Here is a 15,915-nt window from a genome sequence, read left to right as displayed (position 1 = left end):
GGCGGGGCGCACGAGTCGTACGGGGCGTACGAGTCGTACGGGGCGTACGAGTCAGGCGGGGCGCACGAGTCGTACGAGGTGTGCAAACCCTCGCCCGCTCCAACCCCTCTCCCGCCGTCGCTATAAGCCCTCGCCGATCACCGAGTCGCCCCCGGCGAGGTCCGGGCAGCCGCAGGAGCCGCGGGCGATCAGGGTGGTGGGGTGGGTGATGCGCCGCACCGGGAGGGCGGGGTCGGCGATCTTGGCCAGGAGCCACTCGACGGCCGAGCGGCCCAGCTCGTCGAAGGGCTGCTGCATGGTGGTGAGCGCGGGCACCGTGTACTCGCTGCCGTCGATACCGTCGAAGGCGCAGACCGCCACGTCGTCGGGGACGCGCAGCCCCAGTTCGGCGGCGGCGCGCAGAACGCCGATGGCCTGCTCGTCACTCGCCACGAAGAGCGCGTCCGGATGTCCCGGGTCCGCGAGCATCCGCCGGCCGGCCCGGTACCCGTCGGCCCGTCCGAACGGCACATGCGTCAGCGACGCGCTCTCCGGATCCCGCCCGGCCTCGACGAGGGCCCGGCGCCAGCCCGCGACCCGGTCGACCGTCGGGTGTACGCCCTCCAGCCCGGCGATGCACCCGATCCGCTCCCGGCCGTGACCGAGCAGATGGGCGGTGGCCTGGTACGCGCCGCCCTCGTTGTCGGTGAGCACCTGCGTCGCCCCCGGCAGCTCCAGCTCGCGGTCGAGCACCAGCCGGGGCACGGTCTGGTCGGACAGTTCCGCGACCCAACTGTGCGGGCCGTGGATCGGGACCACGATCAGCCCGTCCACCTGCCGGTCGAGCAGGGTCCGGATGTACGTCGCCTCACGGGCGTCGTCACCCATCGCGTTGCCCAGCAGCATCGTGTAGCCGGAGGCGAAGCCGACATCCTCGATGACGCGGGCCAGCTCGGCGAAGAAGGGGTTGGAATTGTCGGGTACGACCAGCCCGAAAGTCATGGTCCGCGAGGTCTTCAGGGACCGGGCCACCGCGTTGGGGCGGTAGCCGAGCTCGTCGATGGCCGCAAGGATTCGTTCGCGGGTGGCGGGGGCGACCTTGCGGGGGCCGTTGTTGAGGACGTAGCTGACCAGGGCCTCGGAAGTGCCCGCCAGGCGCGCCACGTCGCGGCGAGTTGCCATCGGACCCTCCTTCGGATCGGTGTGTTTCGTCAGCGTAAGCGTATTTCGTCAGCATCAACTCGTGTTGTCAACACGAGTTGATGCGGTTGCGTTGGATGAATATCGACCCCTGATCCGCCGATGCGCAAGACTTTGTCCGAAATCGTTTGGTAACGAGTTCGACACTTTCCGGCCGTAGGGCCAGGGGTGGCGTGCGCTGAATCCGCCGGGGCACCGAGTGTCACTCCTGTCGAAGATTTTCCCTTCCGACCCCGTCCTGCGCGTCCAACTCCCTTGTAAATTGCGGACGTTGAATGTTGTTCAACATCGCCGCACAACGGGAGAGGTTATGCGCAGACCCCTGCTTGCCCTCGTCACCGCCGCTCTGCTCGTGTCCGGAGCGTCGGCGGGCGCACACGCCGACACGCGTGCCGGTACCCCTGCCGACGCGCCCGCCACCGTCGTCGCCACCACCGCCGGGAAGGTCCGGGGCACCACCGACGCCGGACTCCGGGAGTTCAAGGGCATCCCGTACGCCGCCCCGCCCACCGGCGCGCGCCGGTTCATGCCGCCCGCCCCCGCCGAGCCGTGGTCCGGGGTGCGGGACGCCGCCGCGTTCGGCGCCGCGTGCATGCAGCCCACCGGGGGAGTGGTCCCCGCCGGGACGGCGATCTCCGAGGACTGTCTGACCGCGAACGTCTGGACGCCGACGACCGGGTCCGACAACGACCGGCGGCCGGTGATGGTCTTCATCCACGGCGGCGGGTTCACGGAAGGCACTGCCGCCGAACCCGACTACGACGGCGCCGACTTGGCCCGCAAGGGCGTGGTCGTCGTCACCGTGCAGTACCGCCTCGGCCCCTTTGGTTATCTCGACCTGTCCTCCAAGGGCGCTGCCTACGCCTCCAGCGCCAACAACGGTCTGCTCGACCAGATCGCCGCGCTGCGCTGGGTGCGTGACAACGCCGAGGCCTTCGGCGGGGACGCCCGGAACGTCACCCTGTTCGGCGAGTCGGCCGGCGCGATCTCCGTATCGGCGATCATGGGCAGCCCGTCGGCGGACGGCCTGTACCAGCGGGTGATCCTGGAGAGCGGCACCCCCGCGAACGTCTCCGACCGGACCGCCTCCGCGAAGGTGTCCATCGGCTACCGGCTGCTGGCGGGTGCCCTCGGCGTGGACGACCTGCGCAAGCTGAGCGCCGAACGCATGCAGAGCGCCGCCGACGCCCTCTACAACCTGAGCTTCTCCGACGAGGCCTTCGCACCGGTGGTCGACGGCGTCGTGCTGCCGGAGCACCCGATGAAGCGCCTCGCCTCCCCCAACGGCCCCCGTGTGCCGGTGATCGTCAGCACCAACCGCGACGAGGCCCGCTACTGGATCCAGGAGATACCCGCCATCGAGTACGTGCCGGTCGACTTCTACCGGCCCTGGCTGGCCAACCTGGTCGGCGACGCGAACGTGGACGCGTCGCTCGACGCCTACCGCAACACCCGTCCCGGCCTCGCCTCCTGGCAGGTCGGCCTCGGCCTGGTCGGGGACGCGGCCTTCCGCGCGCCCTCCCTGCGCCTGGCCGAGGTGCTGGCCGCGCGCGGCGTCCCGGTGTGGGTGGGCCTGTTCACCGCCACCTCGCCCAAGGACGGCGGCAAATTCGGCTCGCCCCACGGGATCGAACTCGGCTTCGTGTTCGGCACCCTCGCCTCCAACCCCGACTTCTACGGCAGCGAGCCCTGGCGCACCCAGCTCTCCGGGCAGGTGCAGAACCTGTGGACCACGTTCGCCGCGACCGGCGCTCCCGGCCGGGCCGACTGGAAGCCGTACACCGCCACCGACCGCTCCACCCTGCTGATCGACCGTACGAGCGAAGTGCAGAACGACCCGATCTCGGGTGAGCGGAAGGTGTTCGCCGCGCTTCCGTACGACGGCGTCAGGCCCACCGCGCTGGAACTGACACCCCTCACCTACCTCTCGGCCAACCACTCGTTCGCGGCGGCCGCCCGCTCCTCCCGCTAGGTGGCCGCCGTGCGCTGACGGCCACCCAGCTTTCTCGCCGACGCGAGGAACGCCCCTGCCGCCGAGTCCGGCTCGGCGGCAGGGGCGTTCACCGGCTGGGCGTCAGGCCGGCTGCTGCGGGGCGGACGCGGTGATCACCGCGAAGGCGCCGCCCTGCGGGTCGGCGAGGACGGCCATACGGCCGGCCGCCATGTCGAAGGCCGGGGCGAGGACGCTGCCGCCGGCGCGAACGACCGCGGCCTGGATGTCGTCGACGCTGTCCACATGGAAGTACGGCTGCCAGTGCGGGGGGACACCCGGCGGGAGCTGGGCCAGGTCCATGATCCCGCCGACCGCGCGGCCCTCGACCTCGAACTCGATGTAGCCCTCGGCGCCGGGCAGCTCGGAGGGGGCCGTGGTGACGGGCAGGACGGAGGAGTAGAACGCGGACGCGGCCGGGACGTCGCCGGTGGCCAGGTCGTTCCAGATCAGCGCGCCGTGCTCGTTGACGATGCCCGCGCCGTCGAACGTGCCGGGCTGCCACAGGCCGACGACGGCACCGGTCGGGTCGGTGATCACGGCCATCCGGCCGAGGTCCATGACGTCCATCGGGCCCATCATGACCGAGCCGCCGGAGTCGGTGACGGACTTGAGGGTGCCGTCGATGTTGTCGGTGGACAGGTACGTGGTCCACACCGTCGGCGGCATCGGGTCCGGGACCGACCCGTCCGGGTTCATCGCCTTCATGATCCCGGCGACGGGCTTGCCCTTGAGCGTGCACACGGCGTACCCGCCCGTTTCGGGCGGGCCGATCTCGCCCTGCCAGCCGAAGAGGTCGCGATAGAAGTCGATGGCCGCCTGCTGGTCGGGAACCATCAGGTCGATCCAGCACGGGGTGCCGGGCTTGTAGGGGCCGTTCATGTCGGGCACTGATGCCTCCGGGATGCGGCTCGGAACAGGGACAGGCCGACCCTTACCCGGGATGTATGGCTGAAATCGGCCCGAATGGGTGAGTGCCTGGCATACACCACACAAACCTCTCCGAGCGGTACGCGCAACCGCTCCCGCAGCGGACAGGCAGGCAGACAGACAGACCGGGCGGGCGGGCGAGAGCGGCTCCCGCCCATACGCGCGACGATCCTCAGTCGAGCCGTATCCCCTGTCCGGGCGTCAGGACGGTGTTCGGGTCGAAGTGTCGCTTGGCGTGGGCGAAGTCGGTCCACTGTGGTCCGAAGTGGCTGCGCCAGTCCTCGGACGACATCGGCAGGGCGTTGACAGGGTAGGCGACGCCGCCTGCCGCCAGAGCTTGTTCGTATATCTGGCGGTTGCTCGCGATCATCGGGCCCTCTTCGCCCGGCTGGGCCGTACGCAGCAGCGCGACCATGAACGCTGTCTCGGCGTTGGGCTTTCGGACGAATGGTGTTGTGAGCTTCGCGGTCGGTATCGGATAGACGATGATCAGCCCTGACCGGCCTGTGGATTCCCGGGTCAGGCCGGCCAGTTCCTGCCGGACGAACGCCTCGACTGTCGCAGCCGGCAACAGCAGGCTCAGCCAGGGATGCGGATGGAACCACTCCCCGGTCCGCCGGAGTTCCTGTTCTCCGGCCGCCATCCGGTCGAGGAATTCGACGTGGGGAAGCACCTCGGCACGTTCGGCACGGCAATCGGGGTGAAGGCTCCGGAGCAAGGACCGTTCATCCGGCGGGGCTCCGGTGAGACAGTGCTTGGCCAGGTCGAGCCGGTATCTCCACGGACCGCTTCCGGGCGGCAGGATCCGGCCCTCCACATGGTCGAACATTCCCTCGTGCGCGAGGCGTGTCTGCTCGGTCAGGAAGACCGTCAGATCGTTGTACCGGAACTTGTACCAATGTGTGGTGTCGAACGCCGGGACGAGCCGCAGAGTGGCCCGGACGATCACACCGAACTGGCCGAGCCCCCCGCGCACACAGTCGAACAGGTCACGGTTCGCGAGCGGAGAACACCTCACCAGAGCGCCTGTCCCGGTGACGACATCGAGGTCCACCACGTTGTCGGTCTGCGCGCCGTGCCGATGACTCGCGCCGCCGAATCCGCCGACGGACAGCGTGCCGCCGACCGTGGTGCCCAGGAAGTCCGTGAGCACCGGCGGCGTCCGGTGTCCGGGGAGCGTGGCCGCGACCACGTCCGACCAGCGGGCACCGGCGTCCACCGCGATGTGATCGGGTCCGACCTCGTGCACGGTGTCGAGGTCCGTCATGTCCAGCACGATCCCGTCGGCGGCCTGGCCCTGACCGTACGTGGAGTGCCCGGCCCCCCGCGCGGCGAGCGTTATGCCCCGGTCCGCCGCGTACGACACCGCTTCCTGGACCTCGGCCGGCGAGCGCGGTGCGAGTACCGCCGAGGGCTTCGCGTGTACGCAGTGCCCGAAGTCGTCGGCCGCGCTGATGAGCCCTGCTTCGTCGGTTCGCCATCGGTCACGCATTTGGTGAATTCCGGACATGGTTATCGAATGCCTTCTGGAAGAGTCTCTCCTGTGTGAAGCCGTGCGCCGCATACCGCTCGCCCAGCATCGTCGAGAGTTCGCCGAGCATCTTCTCCGAGAAGTCGACCTTGGCCACCTCCTCCGGTTCGACCGAATGCTTGGCGCACCATTCGCAGATGCTGTCCAGACCGCTGACAGATACGGCGAAGCGACGTTGACCAGGTGTTCTCCATGCGGCAGCGAACTCTGTGAGCAGGCTTCTTCCAGAACTGTCCGGCACGAGCATTTTCCGTGCTCTCGCTATTTGCCGCGCCGGGTAGTGGCTTCTGTTCGGAATGGGGAGGACGTTGACGGAAACGCTGTAGGGGAGGGATTCCAGCCGTTCGGCGAAGTTGAGCAGCAGGCAAATCGAACCGCCCTCCAGTACGACCAGGCCATGCGCAGTGACGAGTGATTCGAGTCGGCTCAGTAGGTCTTTCGACGCCTCGCTGGGGGCGTAGTCCCCATCTCCGACGGTCCGGTCGCTCAACCAGATCCGGTCGACCCCTGGGACCTGGGCATCGGCGGCGCGACCGCTCGTCACCAGCAGATCGGTGAAGCACTGGATGCGGTCGGCCACCAGGACAGGCGCTCCGGTGTCGCGGGCCAGTGCGGTGGCCGCCGCGCTCTTCCCGACTCCGGTGGGACCGACGAGCGCGCGCACGCCCTGGTCAGTGCGGATTCGAGCAGCGCTCTTCAATACCTTCCCCATACCGCTGCCTCTCCCGGGCTTTCGTTCAGACGAGGAACGATCAGACGAGGAACGACCTGATCTGTTCGCCGAGGCTCCGGGCGTCGAGCCCATGGAGGCGGTCGTGGTCCTCGGGCGTGCCGTAGCGACGGGCCTCGACATTCCTCCGTACGCCCAGGGAGAGCAGCCGGTGCGGCACGTTGACGAGCGTCGAGGACACCTCGTGTGCGGAGGTACCGGCCAGATACGGCTCCACCAGTACGACATCGGGCCGGCGCCCGGCCAGTACCGAGGTCCGGAGCCCGGCGGAGTCGAACGGCCGGACCGTCGACGCGTACAGGATCGTCACGTCGAGCGCGGACGCCGCGGCCAACACCCGGTCCAGCGTGGGGCCGACGGCGAGAATCACCCCTCGGTCACCCTCCCTGACCACCTCGAACGACTCCGAGACGCCCCGGGGTTCCCTGTTCGCCTGGCCGGACAGCCGGACGTACACGCGGTCGTCCCCGGGAAGCGCGCGGAGCAGCAGCTCGGCGGCCTCCTGGGGGTGCCCCGGCACCCGTACGGTCCAGTTCGGCAGGGAGTCGAGCAGCGCGACGTCCTCGGGTGTGAAATGCGACCAGGAGAACTCGGTGATGTCGTAGGACGCACCCCAACTGGCCAGCACCGCGCCCACGTTCTGCTGGGCGAAGTTCAACTTGATCTGTTCGAAGGGGCGTTCCACGAGAAACGAGGCGACCGTGTGAACCACGGGGCGCAGTCCGCACATCGCGAGACCACTGGCCACGCCCATCATGAGCTGTTCCCTGATACCGACGTTGATCACGCGGTCGGGATGTTTCTGCTTCGCCGCCTTGAAGAAATGGGTACCGATGTCGGCCAGCACCACGGCCGCGCGCGGATCGGTGTCCAGCGCGCTCGCCATCGTGCCACCGAAGGCACTCCACATGTCCGGATAGGTCACGGTGATCCGCTCCTCTTGCCTCTGGCCTCTTGCCTCTTGAACGACGGTTGGCGGGTGAGGGTCAGCGGGTGACGGTGGCCACGACCACGAGCGGCTTTCCCGGGTGGTCCCGCGTCAGCGCGGTGAAGATCTCGTCGTGGTTCTCGCCGTCGCACACGTCCGTCGCCCACCCTTCGCGGGCGAACCGCTGCTCAATTCCCCCTGGCCAGCCGTGACTTGCCGTCCCGTTGTCCACGACGACGACCACGATCCGGTCCAGCCCCATCCGCCCGGCGAGAACCATCGCCTCGTGATTGCTGCCCTCGTCGAACTCACCGTCCCCGATCAGTACGAAGACCCTTGGGCCGAGGCGCCTTTGAATACGCCAGGCCAGTGCGACTCCGACGGCGATCGGGACGCCGTGACCGAGCGAGCCGGACGAGAGGTCCACGCCGGGCACGGTGACCCGGTCGGGTACGTAGCCGAGCGGTGAGTCCCACGTTCCCCAGTCGTCCAACTGCTCCGGCCGTATGAACCCCTTCGCGGTGAGCACCGCGTACTGGGCCATCGGGCCGGCGCCCTTGGAGTTGAAGAAACGGTCACGGTCGTCGTCGTCCGTGCGGTCCGGCGACACGTTGAGGACACGGTCGTACAGCACCCACAGGACGTCCTTCGTGGACGACGACGAGAAGGCGTGGCGTTCGTCGCCGGTCATCCGGGCGATGAGGGCGGGGAGATCGTCGTAGCCGAACGCGGCCGGCGTGCTCGGTTCGCTTCCCTCGCTGAGCCGGATCGCCGCCACCGGGCAGGCCTGGGCCGCCTCGCGGACGGCGGCGCGGCGCGACTGGGGCGGTTCGGTGTCGCGCGCCACGGTGACGCCGTCGTCACGCTGTTCGAAGACCGCCGGGGCGATCATCGCGCACTGGCCGGTGCCCAGGCAGGCCGTCTCGTCGACGACGACCTTCATGGTGGGGGGCGTCCCGGTCACCAGGTCACCTCCAGCTTGTCCAGGCCGAACACCAGGCTGGAGGCGCGGAACTCGATCTGCGCGTCGGGATCGGCGAGCGCCAGGCCGGGGAAGCGCCGCAGCAGTGCCGGCAGGGCGATACGCATCTTCATCCGGGCCAGCGAATGCCCGATGCAGAAGTGCACGCCGTGGCCGAAGGCGAGGTGACCGGCGGCTCCCCGGGCGACGTCCAGGGCGTCGGGACTCTCGACGAGGGCGCTGTCGCGGTTGGCCGCCGGGATCGAGAGGATCAGGAACGACCCCGCCGGGATGGTCCGGCCCGCTATCTCCACCTCGGTCGTCGTCCTGCGCGGCAGCAGCGAGTGCGCGATGGACAGCCAGCGCAGCAGTTCCTCCACGGCGGGTTCCGCCAGGGCCGGATCGTCCCGGACCAGGGCCAGTTGCTCCGGGTGCCGCAGCAGGGCCAGGGTGCTCAGGCCGATCATGTTCGACGTGGTCTCGTGCCCGGCGATCACCGACAGGCTCGCGATGCCGATCAGTTCGTCCGCGCTCAGTACGTCACCGTGCTGACGCACCAGCGACCCGAGGAGGTCGTCCTGCGGATCCGCCTGGGCCCGGGCCACCAGCTCGGCCATGTACTCCCGGTCCTCCCGCCGGGTCGCCTCACGATCCGCCATGGGCAGTGTGAGGTCGAGCATCCTGGCGGAGCGGTCCTGGAAGTCGCCGCGGTCGGAGTACGGCACCCCGAGCAGCTCGCAGAGGACCAGCGACGGCACGGGCAGCGCGAAGTGCGTCATCAGGTCGGCCGGCCTGCCCGCCGCCTCCAGGTCGTCCAGGCCCGCCTCCACGATCTCGGTGATGCGCGGCTCCAGACGGCGCAGCCGGTGCACCGTGAACTCGGGGGTCAGCAGTCGGCGCAGACGGGTGTGCTCCGGCGGGTCGAACCCGAGCAGGTTCCCGGCCCGCATCAACGTCAGCTCCTCCTCCGTCACCTCGCCTCCGCTGTCGATGCCGAACAGCGGCGAGCGCGCGTTGCTGAACCTGACCGGGTCCGCGAGTACCTCTCGTACGTCCTCGTAACGGCAGACGAGGTACGCGGGCGCCCCGAACAGCGTCTCCACCGGCACGACCCCGTCCGTGTCGCGCACCTGGGCCAGCCGCGCGATCGGGTCCAGCCCGTCGCGTCGCATCTCCAGCGACAACTCCGGCGCTTCGGTCATCGTCTGGCCACCTCTCCCTCTCTCGTTTCTCTCGGTCCTGGGCCCCTCGCCGGGCGGGCGAGGGGCCGGGCTGATCCGAACGGCCGGGCTCAGACGCGTTCGCCGGCGATGACCAGGTAGTCGATGCTCTGTTCGCGGAAGCCCTGAAGGAACGGCGCTTCGACACCTGTGCGCAGCTCGGAGTGCTCGCGCAGCTCCCAGTACGGGATGGCTTCCTCGGTGTGGTCCCGCACGTGGTAGGGGACCAGGCCGTTGGCGGCCAAGGCCTCGAAGTAGGTACTGCGCTTGTGCATGCCGCACAGGTAGTGCTCGTCGATCTCGCGTGACGCCTCCGAGCGCGGGTGCACCGCGTCGTGCCGGCTCCAGGTCACGGCGACATAGCGTCCGCCCGGTCGCAGCAGCCGGGAGAACTCGGCGAACGCCTTGTGGATGTCCACGCACATGGTGGTCTCGTTCGACACGATGAAGTCGAAGGACCCGTCCTCGAACGGCGTCTGCATCATGTTGGTGAAGTGGAACTGGACGCGGTCGGCGACGCCGCGCTCACGGGCCAGGTTCTGGGTGAAGTCCACGTGGTGAGCGCAGTAGTTGACCCCGTCGACCCGGCAGCCGAACCGGTCCGCGATCACGAACGAGGTTCCGCCGCGCCCCGATCCGGCGTCCATGACGCGGGCCGTGGACGGCACCTCGCCCAGCGCGTCGAGGATCAGACCCGTCTCCAGGGTCTCCATCCGGTGCAGTTCCCGCTGGATCAGTTCCTCCCGGCGCCCGGCCGGCGCGTCGAGAACCGAGTGGTCGTAGTCACCGATGCCGTAGTGGTGGTGGTAGAGGCCGTCCTCGGAGCCCAGCAGGAGGTTGATGTCGTCCGTCCGCTTGGCGTCCCAGTAGCCGCGCTGTTCCGCGTCGTGCTCACCGAGGGTGACGGTGTCCATGTTCGGCATGTGTGAGTTCCTCCATGGTGGGTTCGGCGTGAACTGATGTGAACTGACGTGAACTGATGCGAGCCGGCGTCAACTGATGCGGGTTGACGGGAGCTGATGCGGGTTGACGTGAGCTGGTGGTGGCGTGGGGTCAGACCCGCTCGGCCGCGACGACCATGTAGTTCAGGCTTCCTTCGCGGTAGCCCTCCAGGAACGGGTCCTCGACTCCCGTGCGCAGGGCGCTGAGGTTGCGGAGCTCCCAGTACGGCATGGCCTCCCGCGTGTACCGCTCGACCCGGTAGGGGGTCAGGCCATGCGCCGCGAGCGCCCGGAAGTAGGTGCCGCGCCGGTGCATGTTGCACACGTAGTGCTTGTCGATGCTCCGGGTCGCCTCGGAACGCGGGTCGACCACCTCGTCCCGGCACCACGTGGTCATGACGTACCGTCCACCCGGGCGCAGCAGCCGGGAGAACTCGCGCATCGCCTCGAAGGCGTCGGCGTACATCGTGGTCTCGTTGGAGACGATGAAATCGAACGAGCCGTCCTCGAAAGGTGTCTGGAGCATATTGCCCAGGTGGAAGCGAACGCGGTCGTCCCAGCCGCGCTTGCGCGCCACCGCCTCGGCGAATTCGACGTGATGCTCGCAGAAATTGACCCCCTCGACACGGTGACCGAGTTCGCGGGCGATGGTGAACGCGGTGCCGCCGCGCCCCGAACCGGCGTCCATTCCCCGGGAGCCGGCCGGCAGCGTACCCAGGGCGTCGAGGATCAGCCGGATCTGATCGCTCTCCATGCGGTGCAGTTCCCGCAGGATCGCCTCTTCCCGCTGCTCGGGCGGGGTGTCCAGGACCGACCGGTCGAAGTCGCCGATGGCGTAGTGGTGGTGGTAGAGATCGTCCTCGGCGCCGAGGAGCAGATTGATCCCGTCGGCCGTCTTGGCATCCCAATGGGATTTCAATTCGCGTTCGTATTCGTTCCGGGCATGGTCGGAATGATTTCCGGTCGTGATGGTCATTGCCACTTCCGTTTCTCCGCAGCCATTTACGTCACGCTTGGGGGCGGGGGCCTGGCGATATCGAGGAATCTACTCGCACCTCGTGCGACAAGAGAAGCGGGTGTGTTCGATCTGGCGCGCATCGACAACAAGGTGCGCACTGAATGCAATAAATTCGTGACGGCCCTTTACGGAATGCCTGTAGCGGGCTGCCGTGTTGCCGGCAGCCCGCTCAGGAGTCGTAGGGAACGTCAGGCCTTCTGGACGGTCTCCGCCGAGGAGCCAGCGCCGGAGTCAGCGCCGGAGCCGGAGCCGGAGTCAGCGCCGGAGCCGGAGTCGTTGTCCCTGGTATCCCGCGTCGGCGTTTCGCGTCCGCGTCCGCGCAGGGCCAGGGTGGCGGCGAGGGTGGCCGCCAGGACGACCCCGGACGTGGTCAGCCAGCCGAGCCGGAAGCCGTCGGTGAGCGCGGTACGTACCGCCGCGCCGTCCTGGATCCGCCGGTCGGTCCGCCAGACGGCGAGGGACGCCAGTACGGCGAGTCCGAGGGCGCCGCCGACCTGTTGCGACATGTTGACCAGACCGCCGGCCAGGCCCGCCCGTCGCGGATCGACGCCGGAAACGGCGAGGACGATCAGTGCCACGAAGCCGAAACCACCGCCCACGGAGACGAGGACGGCCGGGCCCAGGACGTCTGTCACGAAGGAGCCGTCGGCGGACGCGAGGGAGAACCACCCGAAGCCCAGTACGGCGGCACCCATCCCGATGAGCAGCACCCCGAGCGTCCCGAGCCGTGGGAGGCACCGTGACGCGAGCTGCGAGAAGAGGATCTGGCCCAGTGCCAGCGGCAGGAGTGACAACCCCGCCTCGAAGGAGCCGTAACCGAGGACCCGTTGGGCGTAGAGGGTCACGAAGAAGTTGGTGGCCACGACGCCGGCCATGAAGACCAGGATCATTCCGTTGGCCGTGCTCAGCGAGCGTGAGCGGAACATCCCGAAGTGGACCAACGGCGTGGGTACGCGCAGTTCCACGACGACGAAGACTCCCAGCAGGACCACCGCGGCCACCAGCGCGACCCGGGCCACGGCCGACGTCGGGCCGTGTTCGCCGAACCGCACCAGTCCGAGGATGAGCGCGGACAGCCCGGCGGTCACGGCCACGGAACCGAGCACATCGAACTCCCGCAGCCGGGGCACGACCCGGCCGGGGGTGTCGGTGATGTGGTTGACGTCGGTGATCAGTACGAGGCCGATCAGGGCACCGCCCAGGGTCAGGGGCACGTTGACCCAGAAGACCCACGGCCAGCCGAGGCTGTCGGTGAGTGCCCCGCCGAGCACCACGCCGGTCGCCCCGCCCGCGCCCGCCACGGCATTCCAGATTCCCATCGCCCTGTCGCGCTCCGCGTCCTCCTGGAACGTCAGGGCCACCAGGGACAGCGAGGCCGGGGAGAGCAGCGCCCCACCGAGGCCCTGCACCGCGCGGGCGGCCACGAGCTCACCGCTGGTCGCCGCGAGACCGCACGCCATGGATGCCATGCCGAAGACGGTCAGGCCGACGAGGAACATCCGTCGTTGTCCGAAAAGGTCCGCCGCCCGCCCGCCGAGCAGCAGGAAGCCGCCGAAGGTCAGCATGTAGGCATCGACGACCCAGGTGAGACTCTCGCCCGAGAAGCGCAGCGACGTCTGGACCGACGGCAGGGCGACGTTGACGATGGTGATGTCCAGAACCACGACGAACTGCGCCATCGCGAGGAGGGCGAACGTCGGCCGGCGCCGACCGGCCAACGGGCGGGCGACGCTCATGTGGAGGCTCCGACGCCGACTTGTCGGAGCACTTCGAAGACCTGCTCGACCCGTTCGCAGACGATGACGCGGCCGGCGGTGTCGGAGTCGATGAAGCCCTCGCGGACGGCATGCTCGATGAACGCGAGCAGCGGACGGTAGTAGCCGTCGATGTCGAGGAGTACGCAGGGCTTGTCGTGCAGGCGCAGATGGGACCAGGTGAGGACCTCGAAGAACTCCTCCGCGGTGCCCACGCCGCCGGGGAGGGCGACGAAGGCGTCACCGAGTTCGGCCATCATCGCTTTGCGCCGGTGCATGTCGGGCACGACGTGCAGTTCCGTCAGCCCGGGGTGTGCTGCTTCGGGTACGGCGCTCAGAGACCGCGGAATGACTCCGACGACGGTGCCGCCCGCCCCCAGCGCCGCGTCGGCGAGGGTGCCCATGAGTCCCACCGTGGCACCGCCGTATACGAGGCGGAGGCCGTTTCGCGCGAGGGCGCAGCCCAGTTCGGCGGCTGCCCGTGTGTGGATGCCGGCGAGGCCGGGTGTCGCTCCGCAGAAGACGGTGACGCATTTCAATGGTCGACCCCTCCGTGGGTTCCCTGTGGTGGAATTCGCCGCCTCATGCCGCGATATGCGCCGCGATATCCGCGATGTCCGCGACGTCCACGACGTTCGTGCCGGCATCGCGGGACATACGGGTCATGCGGGTCCGGTACTCCCTCGGCGACATTCCATAGGCCGCGCGGAACATCCTGCTGAACTTCGCCGAACCGGGAATTCCCCAGCGTTCCGCGACGGCGCCTATGGACAGCGGGTGCAGTGCGGGATCGGCGAGATCGTGTCTGCATCCCTCCAGCCGGAAAGTCCTGATAAGTTCTGTCACCGTGATTTTCTCGTGTTCGAACAGCCGGTGCAGTTGGCGGACCGAGATGTGATGTGCGGCGGCGACGCTCGCCGGGTTCAGCCCTGGATCGGCTATCTCGCGTTCGATGAATCGGCGAATTCTCGTCATCAGCGCGGCCGTCGGGCTTCCGGTGTCCTCGGCCGAGCCGTCCGCGGCGGACCGGGCGATCAGGGCGGTCAGCAGGCCGCGCATCGCGGAGGAGATACCGGCTTCCTCCTGCGGGAGGACGCTGTCGGCCGAGGAGCTCAGCGCGTTGAGGAACGACGCGAGCAGGGCGCCACTGCCCAGGTGGCCGTTGTCCCCTGTCATGGTGACCATACGGAGACGGTTGCCCGGCGCCGGGAGCATGCGCAGCGGGAACGTCACGCCGGTCAGCCGGACCTGGGTAGCGGCAACCAGCTCGAACGGATGGGGGAGACCGTGGATCACGAAGTCGCCGGCCCCGAGTTCCGCCCGTGTACCGTCCTGGCCGACGATCATTCTGCCTTCGAGTACGAACTCGGCATTCCCGTAACGCGGATCGTTCCGGCGAATCTCCGAGGGTAAGTCGATTGGACCGGGGGAGGATGAGAGGATATCGAACAGCAGGAGTTCGCCAACCGATCTCGTCCGCGTCCGAAAAGCACCATCAGCATTCGCCATGAGTATTCCTCGAATACAATGACAATGAAACTGGGCGTGGAGAAAGCTACCCCGCTTCAACCACTCCATGCTGCTTACACGAGTAAAGAATGTCAAAGGAATGGTGAAGTGTGAGGAGGGTTTGAGTCCTGTTAATTTTCCGTAAGGGCTTGCTTTTTCTCTGCATCGGTATTGACCCTTGTACGGCCATGTGCCCAAGGTGGCATGCCGGCGCGAGGCCGGTGTTCAGGACCGGTGGTCAGACCTCGTGTTTCAGGCCTGCGGAATGAGCTGTACCCGGATGTCGTCGGCGTACGGCAGGACGATCGTCTGGTCCCGGCCCAGTCGCCACTCGGGGGTGACCAGGAACAGCCGTCCGCCGGAGGCCAGCAGCAGGCGGAAACCCCGGTAGCGGTGGTGGTACTCCAGCCCGCTCTCGCCCGCCTTTCCGAGACGGGTCGCGGTCACTCCCGTCGGCAGCCCCTCCAGTGGGTCCTTGGTGTCGACGACGACCTCGGGGCGGCTGTCGAGCGCCGTCACGTCCTGCTCGCCCCGGCCCCTGCCGTACGCCCACGCCAGTTGTGTGGATCCCCAGAACAGCCCGGCCACGCCCAGCGCGAGCACGCACATCACACCGTTCCTGCCCATCCGCTGCGACAGCAACGGGCGCCCGCGCTGGCGGCCGTAGATCCAGACCCCGTACGCCACCGCGGCGGGGCCGAACGCCAGGGCGAGCGGCACGATGCCGAACTTCACGCTGACTTCGGAGCTCATGACGAAAATGCCGATCAGCGCCTCGCCGATCAGGAGCACACCGACGAGGACGAAGCCGTACGCCACGAAGGCGGCGGCGGACGTGCCGCTCCCCGCGTCGCGGGCCAGCACCCAGGTGACGAGGGCGTGGATCGCGACGAGTGCCAGGATGCCGAGGAAGATCATGGCCGCCGGGACGAAGACGACTTCCATGCCGTCCAGCATCAGGCCCTGGTTGGACCGGCCGGTCATGTCCACGGGCACGCCGAAGTAGGCGTACCGGGCGCGAGTGGCCACGTACCCGAAGTAGATCAGCAGCGCGGTCGCCAGCGTCGTCGGACCCAGCGCCTCCGCGAGGTGCCGGACCCGGGCGGAGACGGGCTGCTGGTCAGGGGGGTCGGCGGCAGGGGAGTCGGCAGGGGGACCGGACGGCGGCGTCGGCTCGTCGTCGGTCGCCATCACTGGTCCGGGGTGGGGGAGAGGGTTGTGGTG

14 protein-coding genes are annotated in these 15,915 nt (G+C 68.5%); 1 reads left to right on the top strand and 13 read right to left on the bottom strand.

Annotated features, from left to right (window positions below):
- Positions 1 to 120: 120 nt before the first annotated feature.
- Positions 121 to 1,161 (bottom strand): LacI family DNA-binding transcriptional regulator, encoded by a 1,041-nt coding sequence (locus AOK08_RS09495; RefSeq protein ID WP_055525031.1) that lies wholly within the window; start codon positions 1,159 to 1,161, stop codon positions 121 to 123.
- 328 nt (positions 1,162 to 1,489) lie between these two features.
- On the opposite strand from AOK08_RS09495, the gene AOK08_RS09490 reads away from it, so the two are divergent.
- On the top strand, positions 1,490 to 3,151 hold the full coding sequence (locus tag AOK08_RS09490; protein WP_055525030.1) for a carboxylesterase/lipase family protein: 1,662 nt from the start codon (positions 1,490 to 1,492) through the stop codon (positions 3,149 to 3,151).
- A gap of 102 nt (positions 3,152 to 3,253) precedes the next feature.
- On the opposite strand, the gene AOK08_RS09485 is transcribed toward AOK08_RS09490, so the two are convergent.
- The 12 genes from AOK08_RS09485 to AOK08_RS09430 all read right to left on the bottom strand — a co-directional run.
- Complete coding sequence (locus tag AOK08_RS09485) at positions 3,254 to 4,051, bottom strand: VOC family protein (protein WP_055525034.1); 798 nt, start codon at positions 4,049 to 4,051, stop codon at positions 3,254 to 3,256.
- A 220-nt stretch (positions 4,052 to 4,271) separates the two neighbouring features.
- A complete protein-coding gene (locus AOK08_RS09480) occupies positions 4,272 to 5,591 on the bottom strand; it encodes an FAD-binding protein (protein WP_198539220.1) in 1,320 nt (439 codons plus the stop codon).
- Positions 5,584 to 6,342: an isopentenyl transferase family protein gene (locus AOK08_RS09475; protein WP_055525028.1), complete on the bottom strand. Its 759-nt coding sequence runs from the start codon at positions 6,340 to 6,342 to the stop codon at positions 5,584 to 5,586. Before AOK08_RS09475 ends, AOK08_RS09480 begins: the two co-directional genes overlap by 8 nt.
- 40 nt (positions 6,343 to 6,382) lie before the next feature.
- Positions 6,383 to 7,270, bottom strand: a complete 888-nt coding sequence (locus AOK08_RS09470) for a transketolase family protein (RefSeq protein WP_055525033.1) — start codon at positions 7,268 to 7,270, stop codon at positions 6,383 to 6,385.
- 76 nt (positions 7,271 to 7,346) lie between these two features.
- Entirely contained in the window at positions 7,347 to 8,252 is a 906-nt protein-coding gene (locus AOK08_RS09465) for a ferredoxin (protein WP_107100903.1), read from the bottom strand.
- On the bottom strand, positions 8,249 to 9,451 hold the full coding sequence (locus AOK08_RS09460) for a cytochrome P450 (protein WP_055525027.1): 1,203 nt from the start codon (positions 9,449 to 9,451) through the stop codon (positions 8,249 to 8,251). The genes AOK08_RS09465 and AOK08_RS09460 overlap by 4 nt, the downstream gene beginning before the upstream one ends.
- Positions 9,452 to 9,540: 89 nt before the next feature.
- Positions 9,541 to 10,392: an SAM-dependent methyltransferase gene (locus tag AOK08_RS09455; protein ID WP_055525026.1), complete on the bottom strand. Its 852-nt coding sequence runs from the start codon at positions 10,390 to 10,392 to the stop codon at positions 9,541 to 9,543.
- A 130-nt stretch (positions 10,393 to 10,522) separates the two neighbouring features.
- Positions 10,523 to 11,329 (bottom strand): SAM-dependent methyltransferase, encoded by an 807-nt coding sequence (locus AOK08_RS09450; protein ID WP_241826889.1) that lies wholly within the window; start codon positions 11,327 to 11,329, stop codon positions 10,523 to 10,525.
- Positions 11,330 to 11,616: 287 nt separating this feature from the next.
- Entirely contained in the window at positions 11,617 to 13,164 is a 1,548-nt protein-coding gene (locus AOK08_RS09445) for an MFS transporter (RefSeq protein WP_055525024.1), read from the bottom strand.
- Positions 13,161 to 13,721: an LOG family protein gene (locus AOK08_RS09440; RefSeq protein ID WP_055525023.1), complete on the bottom strand. Its 561-nt coding sequence runs from the start codon at positions 13,719 to 13,721 to the stop codon at positions 13,161 to 13,163. Before AOK08_RS09440 ends, AOK08_RS09445 begins: the two co-directional genes overlap by 4 nt.
- A gap of 43 nt (positions 13,722 to 13,764) precedes the next feature.
- Positions 13,765 to 14,760, bottom strand: a complete 996-nt coding sequence (locus AOK08_RS09435; RefSeq protein WP_079053936.1) for a helix-turn-helix domain-containing protein — start codon at positions 14,758 to 14,760, stop codon at positions 13,765 to 13,767.
- A 183-nt stretch (positions 14,761 to 14,943) separates the two neighbouring features.
- A partial coding sequence (locus AOK08_RS09430) for a hypothetical protein (protein WP_338400125.1) occupies positions 14,944 to 15,915 on the bottom strand: 972 nt, incomplete at its 5' end.

This window comes from Streptomyces graminilatus, from assembly GCF_001418565.1.
Classification (GTDB): Bacteria; Actinomycetota; Actinomycetes; order Streptomycetales; family Streptomycetaceae; genus Streptomyces; species Streptomyces graminilatus.
The sequence above is the reverse complement of the archived record's forward strand: the minus strand, read 5'-3'. Positions and strand labels throughout refer to the sequence as shown.

Bases quoted from the DNA above. Each gene is read 5' to 3' on its own strand.
- AOK08_RS09495 (WP_055525031.1), bottom strand. From the start codon at position 1,161: ATGGCAACTCGCCGCGACGTGGCGCGCCTGGCGGGCACTTCCGAGGCC.
- AOK08_RS09490 (WP_055525030.1), top strand. From the start codon at position 1,490: ATGCGCAGACCCCTGCTTGCCCTCGTCACCGCCGCTCTGCTCGTGTCC.
- AOK08_RS09485 (WP_055525034.1), bottom strand. From the start codon at position 4,051: ATGAACGGCCCCTACAAGCCCGGCACCCCGTGCTGGATCGACCTGATG.
- AOK08_RS09480 (WP_198539220.1), bottom strand. From the start codon at position 5,591: ATGCGTGACCGATGGCGAACCGACGAAGCAGGGCTCATCAGCGCGGCC.
- AOK08_RS09475 (WP_055525028.1), bottom strand. From the start codon at position 6,342: ATGGGGAAGGTATTGAAGAGCGCTGCTCGAATCCGCACTGACCAGGGC.
- AOK08_RS09470 (WP_055525033.1), bottom strand. From the start codon at position 7,270: ATGTGGAGTGCCTTCGGTGGCACGATGGCGAGCGCGCTGGACACCGAT.
- AOK08_RS09460 (WP_055525027.1), bottom strand. From the start codon at position 9,451: ATGACCGAAGCGCCGGAGTTGTCGCTGGAGATGCGACGCGACGGGCTG.
- AOK08_RS09455 (WP_055525026.1), bottom strand. From the start codon at position 10,392: ATGCCGAACATGGACACCGTCACCCTCGGTGAGCACGACGCGGAACAG.
- AOK08_RS09445 (WP_055525024.1), bottom strand. From the start codon at position 13,164: ATGAGCGTCGCCCGCCCGTTGGCCGGTCGGCGCCGGCCGACGTTCGCC.
- AOK08_RS09435 (WP_079053936.1), bottom strand. From the start codon at position 14,760: ATGGAGTGGTTGAAGCGGGGTAGCTTTCTCCACGCCCAGTTTCATTGT.